This window comes from Kosakonia arachidis (assembly GCF_900116535.1).
Taxonomy (GTDB): Bacteria; Pseudomonadota; Gammaproteobacteria; order Enterobacterales; family Enterobacteriaceae; genus Kosakonia; species Kosakonia arachidis.
Genome location: NZ_FPAU01000009.1, coordinates 99,162 through 116,779 on the forward strand (window position 1 = coordinate 99,162; position 17,618 = coordinate 116,779).

General features: G+C 50.4%; 16 protein-coding genes. 8 read left to right on the forward strand and 8 right to left on the reverse strand.

What is annotated here, in order from left to right:
* Positions 1-21: 21 nt before the first annotated feature.
* Positions 22-1,845, reverse strand: a complete 1,824-nt coding sequence (gene typA / locus BM427_RS22630; protein ID WP_090126230.1) for a ribosome-dependent GTPase TypA — start codon at positions 1,843-1,845, stop codon at positions 22-24.
* Positions 1,846-2,226: 381 nt separating this feature from the next.
* Here typA and glnA point away from each other — a divergent pair, with 381 nt between their 5' ends.
* The 4 genes from glnA (at position 2,227) to BM427_RS25570 (ending at position 6,601) form a co-directional block, all read left to right on the forward strand.
* Entirely contained in the window at positions 2,227-3,636 is a 1,410-nt protein-coding gene (gene glnA / locus BM427_RS22640; protein ID WP_090126233.1) for a glutamate--ammonia ligase, read from the forward strand.
* 264 nt (positions 3,637-3,900) lie between these two features.
* Positions 3,901-4,950: a nitrogen regulation protein NR(II) gene (gene glnL, locus BM427_RS22645; protein WP_007369335.1), complete on the forward strand. Its 1,050-nt coding sequence runs from the start codon at positions 3,901-3,903 to the stop codon at positions 4,948-4,950.
* An 8-nt stretch (positions 4,951-4,958) separates the two neighbouring features.
* Positions 4,959-6,368 (forward strand): nitrogen regulation protein NR(I), encoded by a 1,410-nt coding sequence (gene glnG, locus BM427_RS22650; RefSeq protein WP_090126236.1) that lies wholly within the window; start codon positions 4,959-4,961, stop codon positions 6,366-6,368.
* 110 nt (positions 6,369-6,478) lie between these two features.
* Positions 6,479-6,601, forward strand: a complete 123-nt coding sequence (locus BM427_RS25570) for a YshB family small membrane protein (RefSeq protein ID WP_139234450.1) — start codon at positions 6,479-6,481, stop codon at positions 6,599-6,601.
* Between the two features lie 75 nt (positions 6,602-6,676).
* Here BM427_RS25570 and hemN read toward each other — a convergent pair whose 3' ends face one another.
* Together hemN and yihI are read right to left on the reverse strand one after the other, a co-directional pair.
* A complete protein-coding gene (gene hemN / locus BM427_RS22655; RefSeq protein WP_090126239.1) occupies positions 6,677-8,050 on the reverse strand; it encodes an oxygen-independent coproporphyrinogen III oxidase in 1,374 nt (457 codons plus the stop codon).
* Positions 8,051-8,236: 186 nt separating this feature from the next.
* Entirely contained in the window at positions 8,237-8,740 is a 504-nt protein-coding gene (yihI, locus tag BM427_RS22660) for a Der GTPase-activating protein YihI (protein ID WP_090126242.1), read from the reverse strand.
* A gap of 579 nt (positions 8,741-9,319) precedes the next feature.
* Here yihI and yihA point away from each other — a divergent pair.
* Positions 9,320-9,946 carry a ribosome biogenesis GTP-binding protein YihA/YsxC gene (gene yihA, locus BM427_RS22670; RefSeq protein ID WP_090126279.1) on the forward strand — a complete coding sequence of 209 codons (627 nt, stop codon included), beginning with the start codon at positions 9,320-9,322 and terminating at the stop codon, positions 9,944-9,946.
* Between the two features lie 83 nt (positions 9,947-10,029).
* Here yihA and spfP read toward each other — a convergent pair whose 3' ends face one another.
* The gene (gene spfP / locus BM427_RS26590; protein WP_071892919.1) at positions 10,030-10,077 is read right to left on the reverse strand and encodes a small protein SpfP; all 48 of its coding nucleotides are present in this window, start codon (positions 10,075-10,077) and stop codon (positions 10,030-10,032) included.
* A 166-nt stretch (positions 10,078-10,243) separates the two neighbouring features.
* Positions 10,244-13,030, reverse strand: a complete 2,787-nt coding sequence (polA, locus tag BM427_RS22675) for a DNA polymerase I (RefSeq protein ID WP_090126248.1) — start codon at positions 13,028-13,030, stop codon at positions 10,244-10,246.
* A 424-nt stretch (positions 13,031-13,454) separates the two neighbouring features.
* On the opposite strand from polA, the gene yihG reads away from it, so the two are divergent.
* Complete coding sequence (yihG, locus tag BM427_RS22685; protein WP_090126251.1) at positions 13,455-14,363, forward strand: 1-acylglycerol-3-phosphate O-acyltransferase, YihG family; 909 nt, start codon at positions 13,455-13,457, stop codon at positions 14,361-14,363.
* A gap of 12 nt (positions 14,364-14,375) precedes the next feature.
* Here the strand turns inward: yihG and dsbA are convergent, their stop codons facing one another.
* The 3 genes from dsbA to BM427_RS22700 all read right to left on the reverse strand — a co-directional run bounded on the left by dsbA (position 14,376) and on the right by BM427_RS22700 (position 16,347).
* Positions 14,376-14,999, reverse strand: a complete 624-nt coding sequence (gene dsbA / locus BM427_RS22690) for a thiol:disulfide interchange protein DsbA (RefSeq protein ID WP_090126255.1) — start codon at positions 14,997-14,999, stop codon at positions 14,376-14,378.
* 16 nt (positions 15,000-15,015) lie between these two features.
* The gene (locus BM427_RS22695) at positions 15,016-16,002 is read right to left on the reverse strand and encodes a serine/threonine protein kinase (RefSeq protein WP_090126258.1); all 987 of its coding nucleotides are present in this window, start codon (positions 16,000-16,002) and stop codon (positions 15,016-15,018) included.
* 75 nt (positions 16,003-16,077) lie between these two features.
* Positions 16,078-16,347: a YihD family protein gene (locus BM427_RS22700; protein WP_064568898.1), complete on the reverse strand. Its 270-nt coding sequence runs from the start codon at positions 16,345-16,347 to the stop codon at positions 16,078-16,080.
* Positions 16,348-16,416: 69 nt separating this feature from the next.
* On the opposite strand from BM427_RS22700, the gene mobA reads away from it, so the two are divergent.
* Entirely contained in the window at positions 16,417-16,995 is a 579-nt protein-coding gene (gene mobA, locus BM427_RS22705; protein WP_090126261.1) for a molybdenum cofactor guanylyltransferase MobA, read from the forward strand.
* Between the two features lie 2 nt (positions 16,996-16,997).
* Entirely contained in the window at positions 16,998-17,501 is a 504-nt protein-coding gene (gene mobB / locus BM427_RS22710) for a molybdopterin-guanine dinucleotide biosynthesis protein MobB (protein WP_090126264.1), read from the forward strand.
* Positions 17,502-17,618 lie beyond the last annotated feature (117 nt).

Here is a 17,618-nt window from a genome sequence, read left to right on the forward strand (position 1 = left end):
TTCACGGACAAAAAGGAGGAATTACTCTTCTTTTGCACCGCGCATTGCACGTTTACGATCGTTCTCGGTCAGATGACGTTTACGGATACGGATAGACAGTGGAGTCACTTCTACCAGTTCGTCATCATCGATAAACTCCAGAGCTTGCTCCAGAGTCATCTTAATCGGCGGAACCAGAACAGTTGCTTCGTCCGTACCGGACGCACGCATGTTGGTCAGTTTTTTACCCGTCAGGCAGTTTACAGTCAGGTCGTTAGAACGACTGTGAATACCGATGATCTGGCCTTCATACACTTCAGCACCGTGTCCCAGGAACAGCTTACCGCGATCCTGCAAACCGAACAGCGCAAACGCGACCGCTTTACCCTGACCGTTGGAGATCAGTACACCGTTGTTACGCTGACCAACTTCGCCCGGACGAACATCGTCGTAATGGCTGAAGGTGGAGTACAGCAGACCGGTACCGGAAGTCATGGTCATGAACTCAGAACGGAAGCCGATCAGGCCACGGCTTGGGATCACGTAGTCGAGACGCACGCGGCCTTTGCCATCCGGATTCATGTTTTTCAGATCGCCTTTACGCTCACCCAGCGCCTGCATGACAGAACCCTGGTGCTGCTCTTCAACATCCAACGTCACGTTTTCGAACGGTTCCTGACGACGGCCGTCGATTTCGCGGAAGATAACTTTCGGACGGGAAACCGCCATCTCGAAACCTTCACGACGCATGTTCTCGATCAGAACAGACAGGTGCAGCTCACCACGACCAGAAACGCGGAATGCATCAGCGTCTTCGGTTTCTTCAACGCGCAGCGCGACGTTGTGCACCAGTTCTTTGTTCAGGCGGTCAAGGATCTGACGTGAAGTCACGTATTTACCTTCTTTACCACAGAACGGAGAGGTGTTGACGTTGAAGAACATGGTTACGGTCGGCTCATCAACAGAGAGCGCCGGCAACGCTTCTACATTCTGCGGGTCGCAGATAGTGTCGGAGATGTTCAGTTCGCCCAGACCGGTGATCGCGATGATATCGCCAGCTTCGGCGATTTCGCTATCGATACGTTCCAGACCCAGGTGGGTCAGTACTTTACCGACTTTGCCGTTGCGGGTTTTGCCTTCACTATCAATGATAGTAACCTGCTGGTTCGGCTTCACTTTACCGCGTTTGATACGACCAATGCCGATAACACCAACGTAGTTGTTATAGTCGAGCTGAGAGATCTGCATTTGCAGGGTCCCGTCGAGATCGACGTTCGGCGCCGGTACATGGTCAATAATCGCCTGATACAGCGGGGTCATGTCTTCAGCCATGTCTTCGTGGTCCATGCCCGCGATACCGTTCAACGCAGAAGCGTAAACGATCGGGAAGTCCAGCTGTTCGTCGGTCGCGTCAAGGTTAACGAACAGGTCGAAGACCTGATCAACAACCCAGTCCGGACGCGCGCCAGGACGGTCAACTTTGTTGATTACCACAATCGGCTTGAGGCCATGGGCAAATGCTTTTTTGGTCACGAAGCGCGTTTGCGGCATTGGGCCGTCAAACGCATCAACCACCAGCAGCACGGAATCGACCATGGACATCACACGCTCAACTTCACCACCGAAGTCGGCGTGCCCAGGGGTATCAACGATGTTGATACGGTAATCATTCCATTTGATAGCGGTGTTTTTCGCGAGGATAGTAATCCCACGCTCTTTCTCCAAATCGTTGGAGTCCATCACACGCTCTTGAGTTTCAGCACGTTCGTCGAACGTACCGGATTGCTGCAGCAGCTTGTCAACCAGGGTTGTTTTACCGTGGTCAACGTGAGCAATGATGGCGATGTTACGCAGATTTTCGATCACAACTTTGCCTCAGGCATTAGAAATAGCGCGTTATTGTACACGTATTAATCGAAGGACAAAACAGGATCACAAACATCCTCCGCAAACAAGTATTGCAGAGTTGCTTTGTGATCGCTTTCACGGAGCGTTAAAAGGGCCGCCAACAAAAAATTGCACCAACACAGTGCTTAATGTTCACAATAAAGCACCATATTGGTGCAACTTAACCATCATGGTGCAGCCCTTTTGCACTATACCGGGCATAATAACGCCTTTTGAGGGGCATTTAAAAGTTGGCATAGATTTCGCTTTATCTATTTTACGGCAACTACGCCAGGTTTCACGAAGTATTTGAAGACCTCGTTACCACGACGACAATGACAAATCCGGGAGAGTTTAAGTATGTCCGCTGAACACGTTTTGACGATGCTGAATGAGCACGAAGTGAAGTTTGTTGATCTGCGCTTCACCGATACCAAAGGTAAAGAACAGCACGTCACTATCCCAGCCCATCAGGTTAATGCTGACTTCTTTGAAGAAGGCAAAATGTTTGATGGTTCTTCGATTGGTGGCTGGAAAGGCATCAACGAATCAGACATGGTGCTGATGCCGGACGCGACTACCGCTGTCATTGACCCCTTCTACGAAGAAACAACGCTGATCATCCGTTGCGATATCCTCGAACCAGGCACCATGCAGGGTTACGACCGCGACCCGCGTTCCATCGCGAAACGCGCTGAAGAGTATCTGCGTTCTACCGGTCTGGCAGACACCGTTCTGTTTGGGCCAGAGCCGGAATTCTTCCTGTTCGACGACGTTCGTTTCGGCAGCTCTATTTCCGGTTCCAGCGTTGCTATCGACGATATCGAAGGCGCATGGAACACCTCCACCAAATACGAAGGTGGTAACAAAGGTCACCGTCCGGCTGTTAAAGGTGGTTACTTCCCGGTTCCGCCAGTTGATTCATCACAGGATCTGCGTTCCACTATGTGTCTGGTAATGGAAGAGATGGGCCTGGTTGTTGAAGCTCACCACCACGAAGTGGCAACTGCTGGTCAGAACGAAGTGGCTACCCGCTTCAACACCATGACCAAAAAAGCGGACGAAATTCAGATCTACAAATATGTGGTACACAACGTTGCTCACCGCTTCGGTAAAACCGCGACCTTTATGCCGAAACCGATGTTCGGTGATAACGGTTCCGGTATGCACTGCCACATGTCCCTGTCCAAGAACGGTACCAACTTGTTCTCTGGTGACAAATACGCTGGCCTGTCTGAAATGGCGCTGTATTACATTGGCGGCATAATCAAACACGCTAAAGCTATCAACGCCCTGTCTAACCCGACCACCAACTCCTACAAACGTCTGGTCCCGGGTTACGAAGCGCCGGTAATGCTGGCTTACTCTGCCCGTAACCGTTCGGCTTCTATCCGTATTCCGGTTGTCGCTTCTCCGAAAGCACGTCGTATCGAAGTGCGCTTCCCGGATCCGGCGGCTAACCCGTACCTGTGCTTCGCAGCACTGATGATGGCAGGTCTGGATGGTATTAAAAACAAAATCCACCCGGGCGAAGCAATGGATAAAAACCTGTATGACCTGCCGCCGGAAGAAGCGAAAGAGATCCCGCAGGTTGCAGGCTCTCTGGAAGAAGCGCTCAACGCGCTGAATGCTGACCGCGAGTTCCTGACAGCTGGTGGTGTGTTCACTGACGACGCTATCGATGCTTACATCGAGCTGCGCATCGCTGAGAACGACCGCGTTCGCATGACACCGCACCCGGTAGAGTTCGAACTGTACTACAGCGTTTAATAAATTAAATACTCGGCGGATTTCTTGTCGTAGCAAGGTGACCACTGAACGAATCCCCGGGAGCATAGATAGCTATGTGACCAGGGTGACGAAGGCAGCCAACGCAGCAACGGCGAGAAAGATGCCAGAGGATTTGTTGCCGTGGAACTTTTAGCCCATCTCTGGATGGGCTTTTTTCTCCACCAACACTCTGTTCTGACACATTTTTTACCTATAAAAAGCTATACTGCACTAAATTAGTGCATATCTCCGGGAGACTGCTAAATGGCAAGCGGCGCGCTGCCCGATGCTGGGCAGATCCTCAATTCTTTGATCAACAGTATCTTACTGGTTGATGACGAACTGGCGGTACATTACGCCAACCCTGCGGCACAGCAATTGCTGGCGCAGAGCTCGCGTAAATTATTTGGCACACCACTGCCTGAACTGCTGAGCTACTTTTCACTGAATATCGATTTGATGCGTGAAAGTTTGCATGCAGGTCAGGGTTTTACCGATAACGAAGTGACTCTTGTGATCGACGGTCGCTCACATATTTTGTCGCTGACGGCGCAACGTTTACCGGACGGTTTAGTCCTGCTGGAAATGGCGCCAATGGATAATCAGCGACGCCTGAGCCAGGAGCAATTGCAGCACGCCCAACAGGTGGCTGCACGTGATCTGGTACGTGGACTAGCGCATGAAATCAAAAACCCGCTTGGCGGGTTACGCGGTGCGGCACAACTGCTGAGCAAAGCGCTGCCCGATCCGGCGCTAATGGAATACACCAAAGTCATTATTGAGCAGGCCGACCGTCTGCGAAATCTGGTGGATCGTCTGTTAGGCCCGCAGCAACCGGGAATGCATGTTACGGAAAGCATTCACAAAGTTGCCGAGCGTGTGGTGAAACTGGTATCGATGGAACTGCCAGACAACGTGACATTGGTTCGCGATTACGATCCGAGTTTGCCGGAGTTGGCCCACGATCCAGACCAAATTGAACAGGTTTTACTGAATATCGTCCGCAACGCTCTGCAAGCGCTGGGGCCGGAAGGGGGCGAAATTATTTTACGTACACGTACCGCCTTCCAGTTAACGCTGCACGGAATTCGCTATCGCCTCGCGGCGAGAATAGATGTGGAAGATAACGGCCCAGGTATTCCGTCGCATCTCCAGGATACGCTGTTCTATCCCATGGTGAGCGGGCGTGAGGGCGGCACCGGGCTGGGATTATCTATCGCACGCAGTTTGATTGATCAACATTCTGGCAAAATTGAATTCACCAGTTGGCCAGGTCATACCGAATTCTCGGTATTTCTGCCTATTCGGAAGTAGAGGTGTTTATGCAACGAGGGATAGTCTGGATCGTTGATGACGATAGCTCCATCCGTTGGGTGCTGGAACGCGCGCTCAGCGGGGCAGGCTTGAGTTGTACAACGTTTGAAAGTGCCAATGAAGTGCTTGATGCGCTCACCACCAAAACCCCGGATGTACTGCTTTCCGATATTCGTATGCCAGGGATGGATGGACTTGCACTGTTAAAACAGATCAAACAGCGCCATCCAATGCTTCCGGTCATCATTATGACCGCGCATTCCGATCTGGATGCGGCGGTAAGCGCTTATCAGCAAGGGGCATTTGATTATCTGCCCAAACCTTTTGATATCGATGAAGCCGTCGCGCTGGTTGAACGCGCGATCAGTCATTATCAGGAACAGCAGCAGCCACGCAATATACAGGCTAGCGGCCCAACCACCGATATTATCGGCGAAGCGCCGGCGATGCAGGATGTGTTTCGCATTATCGGCCGCCTGTCTCGCTCATCGATTAGCGTCCTGATTAACGGTGAATCCGGGACCGGTAAAGAACTGGTGGCGCATGCGTTGCATCGCCATAGTCCTCGAGTGAAAGCGCCCTTTATCGCCCTGAATATGGCGGCAATTCCCAAAGATCTGATTGAATCAGAACTGTTTGGCCACGAGAAAGGCGCTTTTACTGGTGCGAACACGATCCGCCAGGGGCGTTTTGAACAAGCCGATGGCGGGACGCTGTTTCTCGACGAGATCGGCGATATGCCGCTGGATGTGCAAACCCGGTTGTTGCGCGTGTTGGCCGATGGTCAGTTCTATCGTGTCGGCGGCTACGCGCCAGTAAAGGTTGATGTGCGCATTATTGCGGCGACGCACCAGAATCTGGAGCAGCGCGTTCAGGAAGGCAAATTCCGTGAGGACTTGTTCCATCGGTTGAACGTTATTCGCGTCCATTTACCGCCGCTGCGCGAACGCCGGGAAGACATTCCTCGCCTCGCACGTCACTTCTTGCAAGTTGCAGCCCGCGAACTGGGTGTAGAAGCCAAGCAGCTGCATCCGGAAACAGAAGCGGCGCTCACGCGTCTGGCCTGGCCGGGTAACGTGCGTCAGCTTGAAAACACCTGTCGCTGGTTAACAGTGATGGCTGCAGGCCAGGAAGTGCTGATCCAGGATCTGCCCAGTGAACTGTTTGAAACCACGGTGCCGGACAGCCCGTCGCAGACTTTGCCTGACAGTTGGGCCACTCTGCTGGCGCAGTGGGCCGATCGGGCACTGCGTTCCGGACATCAAAACCTGCTTTCTGAAGCGCAACCTGAGATGGAACGGACATTGCTGACCACCGCGCTGCGCCATACTCAGGGGCATAAACAGGAAGCGGCGCGTTTGCTTGGCTGGGGACGTAATACCCTGACACGCAAGTTGAAAGAGCTCGGAATGGAGTAACGTGCGGGTGAAATGTAAATTATTAACCTCAGCCGTAAATTGACGCTATTTTGCGCTTTACTGTTTATTGCAGTGCAGTATGATCTTGCCCGTTCACGGGGGAGTTCATGATGCTGGAATCAATTATCAGTGTGGTCAATGCGGGCGTCGAAGCTGGCGCATCAGCAAGCCACACACCGCAAACGGCTATCGCGGCGGTTCTTTGCGCCGCGCTGGTTGGGCTGTTTAGCTAGTTTCGCTTGCTGCCGCCGCAAGACGGTATGCGTTTCAGGCCAGTGGTTTTTGCCCTGGCCTGATAACGCTTTCACTTAAATTACCCTTGAGAACTGCTGCATACGCGCTTTCTGACGCAAATACGCATCAAAGCACATACAGATATTACGGATCAGCAAACGCCCTTTCGGCGTGACTTGTAGCCCCTGCTCGTTCATCTCCACCAGCCCATCGTTCACCAGCGGCGCTAACAGGCGTAAGTCTTCAGCAAAATAGTCGCGGAAATTAAGATCCCATACGCGTTCCGTCGCACTGAAATCCAGCCGGAAATTACAAATCAGGCCCTTAATCACATCACGGCGAATACAGTCATCACGGGTAAGCGCAATACCGCGCCACAACGCATCACCGCGTTCGTCAACCTGCCGGTAGTAAAGCTTCAGTTCTTTCTGGTTTTGCGCATAGCTGTCGCCAATCATGCTGATGGCGGAAACGCCCATCCCCAGCAAATCGCTGTCACCCTGCGTGGTATAGCCCTGGAAGTTACGGTGCAAAACACCATCGCGCTGGGCAATCGCCAGCTCATCATCCGGGCGGGCGAAGTGATCCATACCAATAAACTGATAACCGGAGCCGGTTAGTGAGGCGATAGTTTGTTGCAAAATATCGAGCTTCTGCTGTGCCGAAGGCAGATCGGCGTCTTTGATTTTGCGTTGTGCGGCAAACAGCGTCGGCAAATGCGCATAGTTGAAGACGCTCAGGCGATCCGGGCTAAGCTCCGCAACACGTTGCAACGTAAAGGCGAAGCTTTCCGGCGTCTGTTTCGGCAACCCATAAATCAGATCGATATTTGTTGAGCTAAAACCAATCTCGCGAGCATGGTTGAGCAGCGCAAAGATAAACTCTTCGTCTTGCTCGCGGTTGACCAGCCTTTGAACCTCTTTGTTGAAATCCTGCACGCCCATACTCAGGCGGTTAAAACCTTCCGCACGCAAATGGTCAAGCACGTCGAGTTCAATTTCACGGGGGTCGACCTCAATAGAGATCTCTGCGTCAGTATTGAAATCAAAATGGCTGCGCAGCAACCCCATCAGGCGGCTGATTTGCGTTTTGTTGAGGTACGTTGGCGTACCACCGCCCCAGTGCAATTGGCTGACGTGGCGACCGCGAAACAGCGGCGCACGATGGGCAATTTCCTGTTCCAGCGCATCGAGATATTGATCAGCCTTGTGCTGCTGGCGGGTAACAATTTTATTGCAGCCGCAGAAGTAGCAAAGTTTGTGACAAAACGGAATATGCACATACAGCGACAGCGAGCGCCCAGGATAACGCGCAACCGCGTGGCGAAAATCCTCTTCACCGTAAGCGTCTGAAAACTCCAGCGCGGTGGGATAGGACGTGTAGCGCGGCCCGGAATAGTTATATTTCTGGATCAGGGCCAGATCCCAGTCGATAATTTGCTCTGACATTGCTTACTCCTTCCGATGACGCCGCTGGCGGTTCCGGCGGACCGGCCTGACCTCGTTGCGGGTCATAAGCCGGTTGCGCAGCCACACTTTGCGCTGCGACAACCACTGTAGTTTAACGAATAACCACACCAGATAACATATAACCGGAAGGGTTATAAGCAGGACGAGAAAGCCCATAGAAAAGGATCAGTTACCGCCTTTCAGCAGGCGCATCATATCTTCGCGGCCTTTCTCTTCTTCATCGTCTTCATCATCATCGTAAGAAAGGCCCAGTTTCTGCATCAACTCATCGATGCGGTCCAGTTTAGCGTCAACCCACGCCTGATCGTCGGCGCTCAGGGTTTCCCCCTCTTCAAGACGTTCCAGTAGCGCGTCCAGGCGCTCATCCGTTTCCAGCATCTCCAACTCATCCTGCGGTGAAAGCATAGGTTTCTCGCTCTTAGGTTTGTGCTGCTTATTGACCGGTGTGTCAGTGACACCCAGCGGGATCGGTTTTTTGCTGCCAACGCGCGGGTCTTTCTGCAACTTGCCTTTACCGCTGCCAGAAGACTCGTCGCCACCGCTCGCACGGCTGCCAGAGGCATTACCGCGATGCTTTTTCTCGCGCTTACGTTCGCGGCCTTCCTGATTCAATTCTTCACGGGTTTTGCGGTGCACTTTACTGCGCGGATTGGAGGACGTTTTTTTCATAATGGTCGTCTTAAGTCGTTTTCTTCAGTATAGAATTGCGGCGGAATCTAGCAGAAAGCAAGCAAAGAAAAAAGGCGACAGTGTAAACCGTCGCCTTTTTTCTTGACCTTGCCCCGTAACGGGCTTTACGTTCCCTGTTTGCTATCAACGAGCCCTGTTTATCCCTTAGCAAAAACGTTCCCTGTAGAGGTCCCTTACCTTGCAAACATCTCCTGACGTTATCCTGTGGTCTTTGTCTCTCCTGACGCTCCCGACCCCTCGATCCTTGAGTCTTCCTTCCCTTCCAGGCCTCCTGCCTTATGAAGGTTACTTTACCCTTCAGAGTTAAACTGACAAGTAGTAACAGAGCTAAAAACGCCAGTTTCAGACTATTCTTCAAAAATAAGTGATTGATTAAGATATTCTTATCCATTTATCAACGTGAAGTTTCTCTGAAAGTTCGCATAGCAGTAAGGGCCAATATCTTACAAATGGCACGGTAATGGCTTACAGTTACCGACAGGTTTCTGGCGAGAAAAACAGTCTTTTGTTCCGGTTCAGGTATAATCGCCGCATGCTTTGATGATGGAGACGACCGTTTTGACCAACCTGAATTACCAAAAGACGCATTTTGTCACCAGTGCGCCTGATATTCGCCACTTGCCTGCCGATACTGGCGTTGAAGTGGCTTTTGCCGGCCGTTCCAATGCAGGTAAATCGAGCGCGCTTAATACATTAACTCAACAGAAAAACCTGGCGCGCACCTCAAAAACTCCCGGACGTACGCAACTGATTAATCTTTTTGAAGTTGCCGAGGGCAAGCGCCTCGTCGATTTGCCGGGTTACGGCTACGCCGAAGTACCGGAAGAGATAAAACTCAAATGGCAACGCTCATTGGGTGAATATCTGGAAAAACGCCAGTGCTTGCAGGGGCTGGTGGTACTGATGGACATTCGCCATCCGTTAAAAGATCTCGATCAGCAGATGATCTTATGGGCAGTAGAGAGCAAATTGCAGGTTCTCGTGCTGCTGACCAAAGCAGACAAACTGGCCAGCGGCGCACGTAAAACGCAGCTTAATATGGTACGGGAAGCGGTGCTGTCTTTTAACGGTGAAGTACAGGTAGAAGCATTCTCTTCACTGAAAAAACAGGGTGTAGATAAACTGCGTGAAAAACTGGACAACTGGTTCAGTTCCCTGCCACCGGTTGAAGAAACCGACGCATAATCCTCAGGTGCGGCGCCCGCCGCGCTTTTTCTTTCGCGCAATAAAAAACGCCCCAGTCATTACTGACTGGGGCGGCTAAATATTCAGCCAAATCCGATTACGTGAAGTAAAAGGTCTGAAAGATAGAACATCTTACCTCTGTACCCTACGCGAATAACTCTACTCCTTTTTTGGATCCGGACAAAGTACTTTTTGTAATTTCTTTTCAATTTTTACATATGGAATTCTAATGATTGTCACAAAAATGCCGGTGATATGTTGCTTACTTACAGAAAAAGCCCTTTCTTCACCGAATGCTTAGTGCGCTTGATCCCAGTTTTGCCCGCTCCCTACTTCCACCAGCAAAGGCACATCAAGCGTGGTGCTATTTTCCATCAGCTCATGGATCTTTTTCGACACAGCATCAACATCATCTTTATGCACCTCGAACACCAGTTCATCGTGTACCTGCATGATCATACGCACACGAGGTTTTTCGCTTTGCAACCAGACATCCACGGCGATCATTGCCCGTTTGATGATATCGGCCGCTGTACCCTGCATAGGTGCGTTAATTGCTGCACGCTCCGCTCCTGCGCGTCGGGCGGCATTGCTGGATTTGATGTCCGGTAGATAAAGGCGACGACCATCCAGCGTTTCCACATAACCGCGATCTTTCGCCTGCGCTCGTGTGCGCTCCATATACTCCAGTACGCCAGGATAACGCTCAAAGTAAAGATCCATATACTTCTGCGACTCTTTACGCGGAATATTAAGCTGTCGGGACAAACCAAAGGCACTCATCCCGTAGATCAAGCCAAAGTTGATCGCTTTTGCGCTGCGACGCTGTTCGTTGCTTACACTTTCCAGCGGTAAGCCGAAGACTTCAGCAGCGGTCGCCCGGTGAATATCTTTACCTTCAGCAAATGCTGACAGCAGGCCTTTATCACGCGACAAATGCGCCATAATGCGAAGTTCGATTTGCGAGTAGTCTGCCGAGACAATCACATAATCTTTCGGCGCAATAAATGCCTGACGAATGCGTCGCCCTTCATCATTACGCACTGGAATGTTTTGCAGGTTTGGATCGGTAGACGATAAACGCCCGGTTGCCGTTACCGCCTGGTGGTACGAGGTATGTACGCGCCCGGTTTTTGGATTAATCATCAGCGGCAGTTTGTCGGTGTAGGTTGATTTGAGTTTGGCCAACCCACGATATTCCAGAATGACTTTCGGCAACGGGTAATCCAGCGCCAGCTCTTCCAGTACCTCTTCTGAGGTTGAAGGCGCGCCGCCCGGCGTTTTCTTCAGCGGTTTAATCCCCTGTTTTTCAAAGAGAATGGTTTGCAACTGTTTGGTTGATGAGAGGTTAAATGGCTCACCTGCAATGTCGTGCGCTTTTTTCTCCAGCTCTGCCAGGCGCAATGTCAGTTCTTCGGAGTGCTTATGTAGTACCGCAGGATCAATATTGACGCCATTACGTTCAATGCGCGAGAGCACAGGTACCAGCGGCATTTCGATATTCTGGAACACATTCAGCGGCCCGGCATTTTTTTGCAGCTCCGGCCACATCTTTAGATGGAGTTGCAGCGTGACATCCGCATCTTCCGCCGCGTAGCGCCCCGCCTGCTCCAGATCGATTTGGTTAAAAGTGAGCTGGTTTTTACCCTTGCCGGCAATCTCTTCAAATGTGATGGTCTTATGCTGCAACCAGCGTTCAGACAGACTGTCCATATCGTGGCGACCGATAACGCTATCCAGGGTGTAGGATTCGAGCATGGTGTCGAACATAATCCCACGTAGTTCAATACCGTAGTTTTCCAGAACACCGCGATCGTATTTCAGGTTTTGCCCTACTTTGCGGGCATTCTCATCTTCCAGCAGCGGTTTGAGCAGTTCTAACACGCGATCGCGGGCGATTTGGTCAGGGGCATCAAGATAATCATGTGCGACAGGCACGTAGGCGGCGACGCCTGGTTCAATCGCAAAGGAGAGGCCAACCAGATTAGCACTGATATTATCAAGGCTGTCCGTTTCGGTATCAAAGGCAAACAGCGGCGCGCTCTTCAGTTTCGCAATCCACTGCTGCAACGTCTCTTCATCAAGAATGGTAACGTACTGTTCCGCAGAGAGTGTGGCGACAGGTATATCAGCTTCCGCTTCCACTACAATGGTTTCCTGCGGTTTCGCCGTGGGTTTCGCACCTTTCGCCTGCAACCATTTACCGGCTTCGACGTCTGTTATCCAGCGTTTGAATTCATATTGCTTAAACAACCCAAGCAGTTCCTGAGCCGCAGGTTGCTGTACTTCCAGTTCCTCACACGTCAGTTCCAGTTCGACATCGGTTTTGATGGTCGCCAGTTGATAAGAGAGGTACGCCACCTCTTTATTCTGCTCCAGCTTAGCGGCCATGGTTTTCGCACCACGGAAGGTCAATCCGGCAATTTTATCTGATTCAGCATACAGCGTATCCAGACTACCCAGCCCTTGTAGCAGCGCCTGCGCGGTTTTCTCACCCACGCCAGGAACACCCGGAATGTTATCGGAAGAATCGCCCATCAGCGCCAGAAAATCGATGATCAGTTCAGGCGGCACACCATATTTGGTGACAACCTCATCCGGGCCGAGAATCGTGTTGGTCATAGTATTGATCAACGTGATACCCGGCGTTACCAGTTGCGCCATATCTTTATCACCGGTACTGATCAGCACCGGACGTCCCATTTTCTCGGCTTCTCGTGCCAGCGTGCCGATCACATCATCCGCCTCCACGCCAGAAACCGCCAACAGCGGCAGGCCCATGGCTTTAACCATGGCATGCAGCGGTTCTATTTGCGTACGCAGATCATCCGGCATCGGAGGACGATGGGATTTGTAATGCTCAAACAGCTCATCACGGAAAGTTTTTCCTTTCGCATCAAATACCACGGCAGCATGGGTTGGCTGATATTGCAGGATTAGGCTACGCAGCATATTCAGCACGCCGTACATGGCGCCGGTGGGTTCTCCGGCGCTGTTGGTCAGCGGCGGGAATGCATGATATGCGCGATAGAGGTAAGACGAGCCGTCAACAAGGATAAGTGGGTTTTCTGGGATCTGAACCATAATGTCCGTGCCTGTTTATCAATTTATAGTTAAAGGATGCCACAGACAGGGAGAAAACATGAGTTTTTCACGGTATTTGCGGGAAAAGATTTCGCGATCATCGGGATCGCTCGCACAATAAACCTGTGGATAAGTTTGTGAATAGTTTCTGGCTGGCTGGATTTTTGTGCCCTTCTGGCGATCGTAAAAAAAAACAATCACTTTAGATTTAGTCAGTTAAGTAAAGATAAAAGATCATTATTGCTTTTTGGTGGCAACTTACTCTATGTGGATATAAGAAAAGCCAATCAGCATTTCTATTTCAGAGGCACCAGATATTACCAACAAGCTTTAAGCATTCGCGCACTGGGTTTTCTGGTAAAATCAGCGCCTTACTCTTATTTATTGTATGCCTTTAGCAGCTAACTTTTTGAATACTTTAACTATGCCGAGATTGCTTGCAGTATTCACTCTGTTTATGAGTGTCCTGCTTACCATACTGGTTACTATTTTTTGTTCCGTGCCGATCATTGTCGCCGGCTTACTCAAGCTGCTGCTTCCAGTGCCGGTATTATGGAGAGCGATCTCAGCCTTCTGTAATTTCATGATGTATTGCTGGTGTATAGGCCTCTCATGGCTGCTGCACCTCAATACGGATTTAAAATGGGATATTGAAGGGCTGGAAGGACTGAATAAAAAGAACTGGTATCTGCTAATCTGCAATCACCATAGCTGGGCAGATATCGTGGTGTTATGTGTGCTATTTCGCAAACATATCCCGATGAATAAATATTTCCTTAAGCAACAACTTGCCTGGGTGCCTTTTATCGGACTCGCCTGCTGGGCGCTGGATATGCCATTTATGCGCCGCTACTCCAGAAGTTATCTGCTCCGTCACCCGGAACGCCGTGGCAAGGATGTGGAAACCACACGGCGTTCATGTGAGAAGTTTCGCCATCATCCCACAACGATTGTGAATTTCGTGGAAGGCTCACGCTTTACCGAGGAAAAACGTCGCCAGACACGTTCCCCCTTCAAAAATCTATTGCCGCCAAAAGCGGCCGGTATGGCCATGGCACTGAACGTGCTGGGAGAACAGTTTGATAAGCTGCTGGATGTTACTTTGTGCTACCCGGAAAACGATAAAACGCCTTTCTTTGATATGCTCAGCGGCAAGTTAACGCACATTGTCGTACGTATAAATTTGCTGCCGGTAAATGAAGAACTCCATGGCGATTACGTCAACGACAAGAATTTTAAACGCGGTTTTCAGCAATGGCTGAATAAATTATGGTCAGGCAAAGATGAAAGTATTGACGCGATAAAAGCGCAGTATAATAACGCCGGTCAGTGACCGGCGTTATTTTTACTTCTTCTCGACCAGATATTTTACTGTATCTGCGTAGTCTTTCACAAACGCATCCAGGCTGCTGCCGTCCATACCCTGCTGGTTAATCTGGTATTTTCCGTTAACGAATATGGCAGGGACGCCCTGCAACTGAAGATCAGCAGCCGCTTTTTCCTGCTGAGCCACCAGTGATTTCACCACGAAGCTATTCCATGCCGCATCATACTCTTCGCCCTTTACGCCAGCCTTGATGAAGACATCACGGATATCAGCAACGGACTGGACAGTCTGCGTTTTTTGCACCGCTTCAAACATCGGAGAGGTAATTTTATCTTCCACGCCAAGCGCCATTGCAACCGCCCAAGCCTGGGTCATTTCTTTACCCAGCGGCCCAAGAAATTCAACATGGTACTTAGTCATTTTGGTTCCCTGCGGCAGCTTTTCTTTCACTGCGTTGGCAACATGCCATACCTGTTCAAAGTCATAGCAATGCGGGCAATAGAACGAAAAGAATTCAAGTACCTGCGGCTCCCCTGCCACTGGTTTATCAAGCGTAATAAACTGCTTACCATCAGTAGGTTGAGCAGCTGCAGCGCTAAAAGCGAGAATCATTCCTGCCAGCGCCAAAAAGATCTTCTTCATGGTTAACTCTCTCCATTTAATAGATTGGTGTTAATGCTAAAGGTGGTTCTTGCAGAACATTCACCTGATTTAGAAAAATCGAAGTCTGCCTGCGCCAGTGATCTTCACTGCATAGCCATGGGAAGTTTTTCGGAAACGCCGGATCGTCCCAGCGACGAATAAGCCATGCCAGATAGTACACCTGACGCATAGCGCGAAGAGGCTCAATCAGAGCAAGCTCGGTACGATTAAATTCACAAAACTCTTCATATGCTTCAACAATCATCTCAAGTTGCATACGCTGCTCAGCTCTATCGCCATGCAACAGCATCCATAGATCCTGTACTGCAGGACCATTACGCGCATCGTCTAAGTCAACAAACATCGGCCCGTCACGCCAGAGAATATTTCCGGCATGACAGTCGCCGTGCAGACGCAGGAGGTTGAAACGGCTGTGCCACTGCTCCATAACAGCATCAATAAGTTTATCAACGGCGCTCAAAAATGCCTGTTTCAGCGACGCAGGAATGAGCGTAGTGGTTTCAAATAACTGTCGTGGTTCAATTAAATACTCTTTAACACCAATATCAGGGCGATGAGTAAAGCGTTTTTTGCTACCTGTTTGATGCAGTCGCCCGAGATAGCGACCAACCCATTCCATTTGATCCAGATTGTCGGCTTCGAATTGCCTACCGCCAACGCTCGGGAAGACAGCAAAACAGAAATCATGATGAGTGAGTAGGGTCTGGTGATTAAAGGCAAGGGGCGCAGCAACCGGTACATCATCGCACTGAAGATCCAGAGCAAACTCGTGCTCTTCAAGGATCTGCGCGGCTGACCAGCGTTCAGGGCGATAAAATTTCACCACATAGCGACGACGATCTTCGTCCTGAAATTGATAAACGCGGTTTTCGTAGCTATTTAGCGCAGTAAGTCCAGAATCTACACGGATCCCTTGGGCAAATAGCGCATCCATGATGGTGTCGGGGTGCAGTGTCTGGAAAGTAAAAGCGTTACAGGTCATCCGGGCATCCGAAAATTCGACGAATGATTCAGGATACCATTTCGCGGCGCATTCAGTGGCGCCGCTTACAAGCTTTTACTCTTTAATTACGCCACGTGCGCGCAGCAGAGCGGTTTTAAAATCCTCTTCATAATCCTTCTGAATACCAGGGATGACGGCATCTTTTGCCGAGTCACGCATTTTCAGATGATAGATCAGGATGTCATCACTTAAATCGGCCAGTTCACCCTCATAACCTGACTCTTGCGCCAGTTTCTGCAAGAATTGCATTAAGTTTAACTCGGGTTCTTTTTGCCACGCTGGCTGGAGAAGCTCGATAACTTCGTTCAGACGTTTACATTTCATATTCGTGCTCCTTACTCTTGGTATAGACACGTTAGCAGGGTCAAACCCACAATAAAAGAGGCGATACTGGTGGCGGTAAGTGATGCGGTAACTGGCGTAATTCTGGCGGGGGGGAAAGCTTCACGCATGGGAGGAAATGATAAGGGATTATTACAACTTAATGGTCATCCACTTTGGCAGCATGTAGCGCAGAAACTCAAGCCGCAGGTAGCAGATATGGTAATTAGTGCTAATAGAAATCTCGATAGCTATCGTGCCAGTGGCCTTCCAGTGCTAACCGACACGATAGGTGATTACCCCGGGCCGCTGGCAGGAATTCTATCAGTTATGCAGCAACATTCAGGGTTATGGTTCCTTTTCTGCCCCTGCGATACCCCCTATATACCGGCAGATCTTGCCATACGGTTGCAGAGAAACCGACAGCAGTCTTTGGCTGTTTGGGTCTACGATGGCGAGCGGGATCATCCAACTATCGCGCTGATTCATCGCGAGATCATGCCCTTTTTAGAGGCATATCTGACACGCGGTGAACGCAGGGTAATGGTATTCCTGCGCGAAGTTGGCGGCCATGCGGTGGATTTTAGCGATGTTAAAGCCGCTTTTGCTAATGTGAATACCCCGGAAGATCTGGCTCACTGGCAGGAATAACGATGATCCCACTACTGGCTATTGCCGCATGGAGCGGTACAGGAAAAACCACGCTGCTCAAAAAGTTAATCCCAGAGCTTTGTGCTCATGGTATCCGTCCCGGCTTAATAAAACATACCCACCACGATATGGATATCGATAAACCCGGTAAAGATAGCTATGAGCTTCGCAAAGCGGGAGCAGCACAGACTCTGGTCGCCAGTTCGCAGCGTTGGGCATTGATGACAGAAACACCGAATGAAACCAGTCTGGATCTGGCTTATCTTGTTAGTCGAATGGATGCAACGAAACTGGATTTAGTTCTGGTCGAGGGTTTTAAACATGAGCCCGTGGCTAAAATTATGCTCTGGCGACAGGACTGCGGACATCATCTGCAAGAACTTATACTGGATGAACATGTCATCGCGGTAGCCAGTGATGTAGCACTAGAACTTGATGTACCAGTGCTGGATATAAATGATGTAGCTCAGATTGCTGGCTTCATTCTTCTTTGGTTGCACGTATAGTGCATGACTTTTATTTTATCTGAACGCAAAAAGGCCATCCTTCCGGATGGCCTCTTCACCTGTTTGATGCCTGGCAGTTCCCTACTCTCGCATGGGGAGACCCCACACTACCATCGG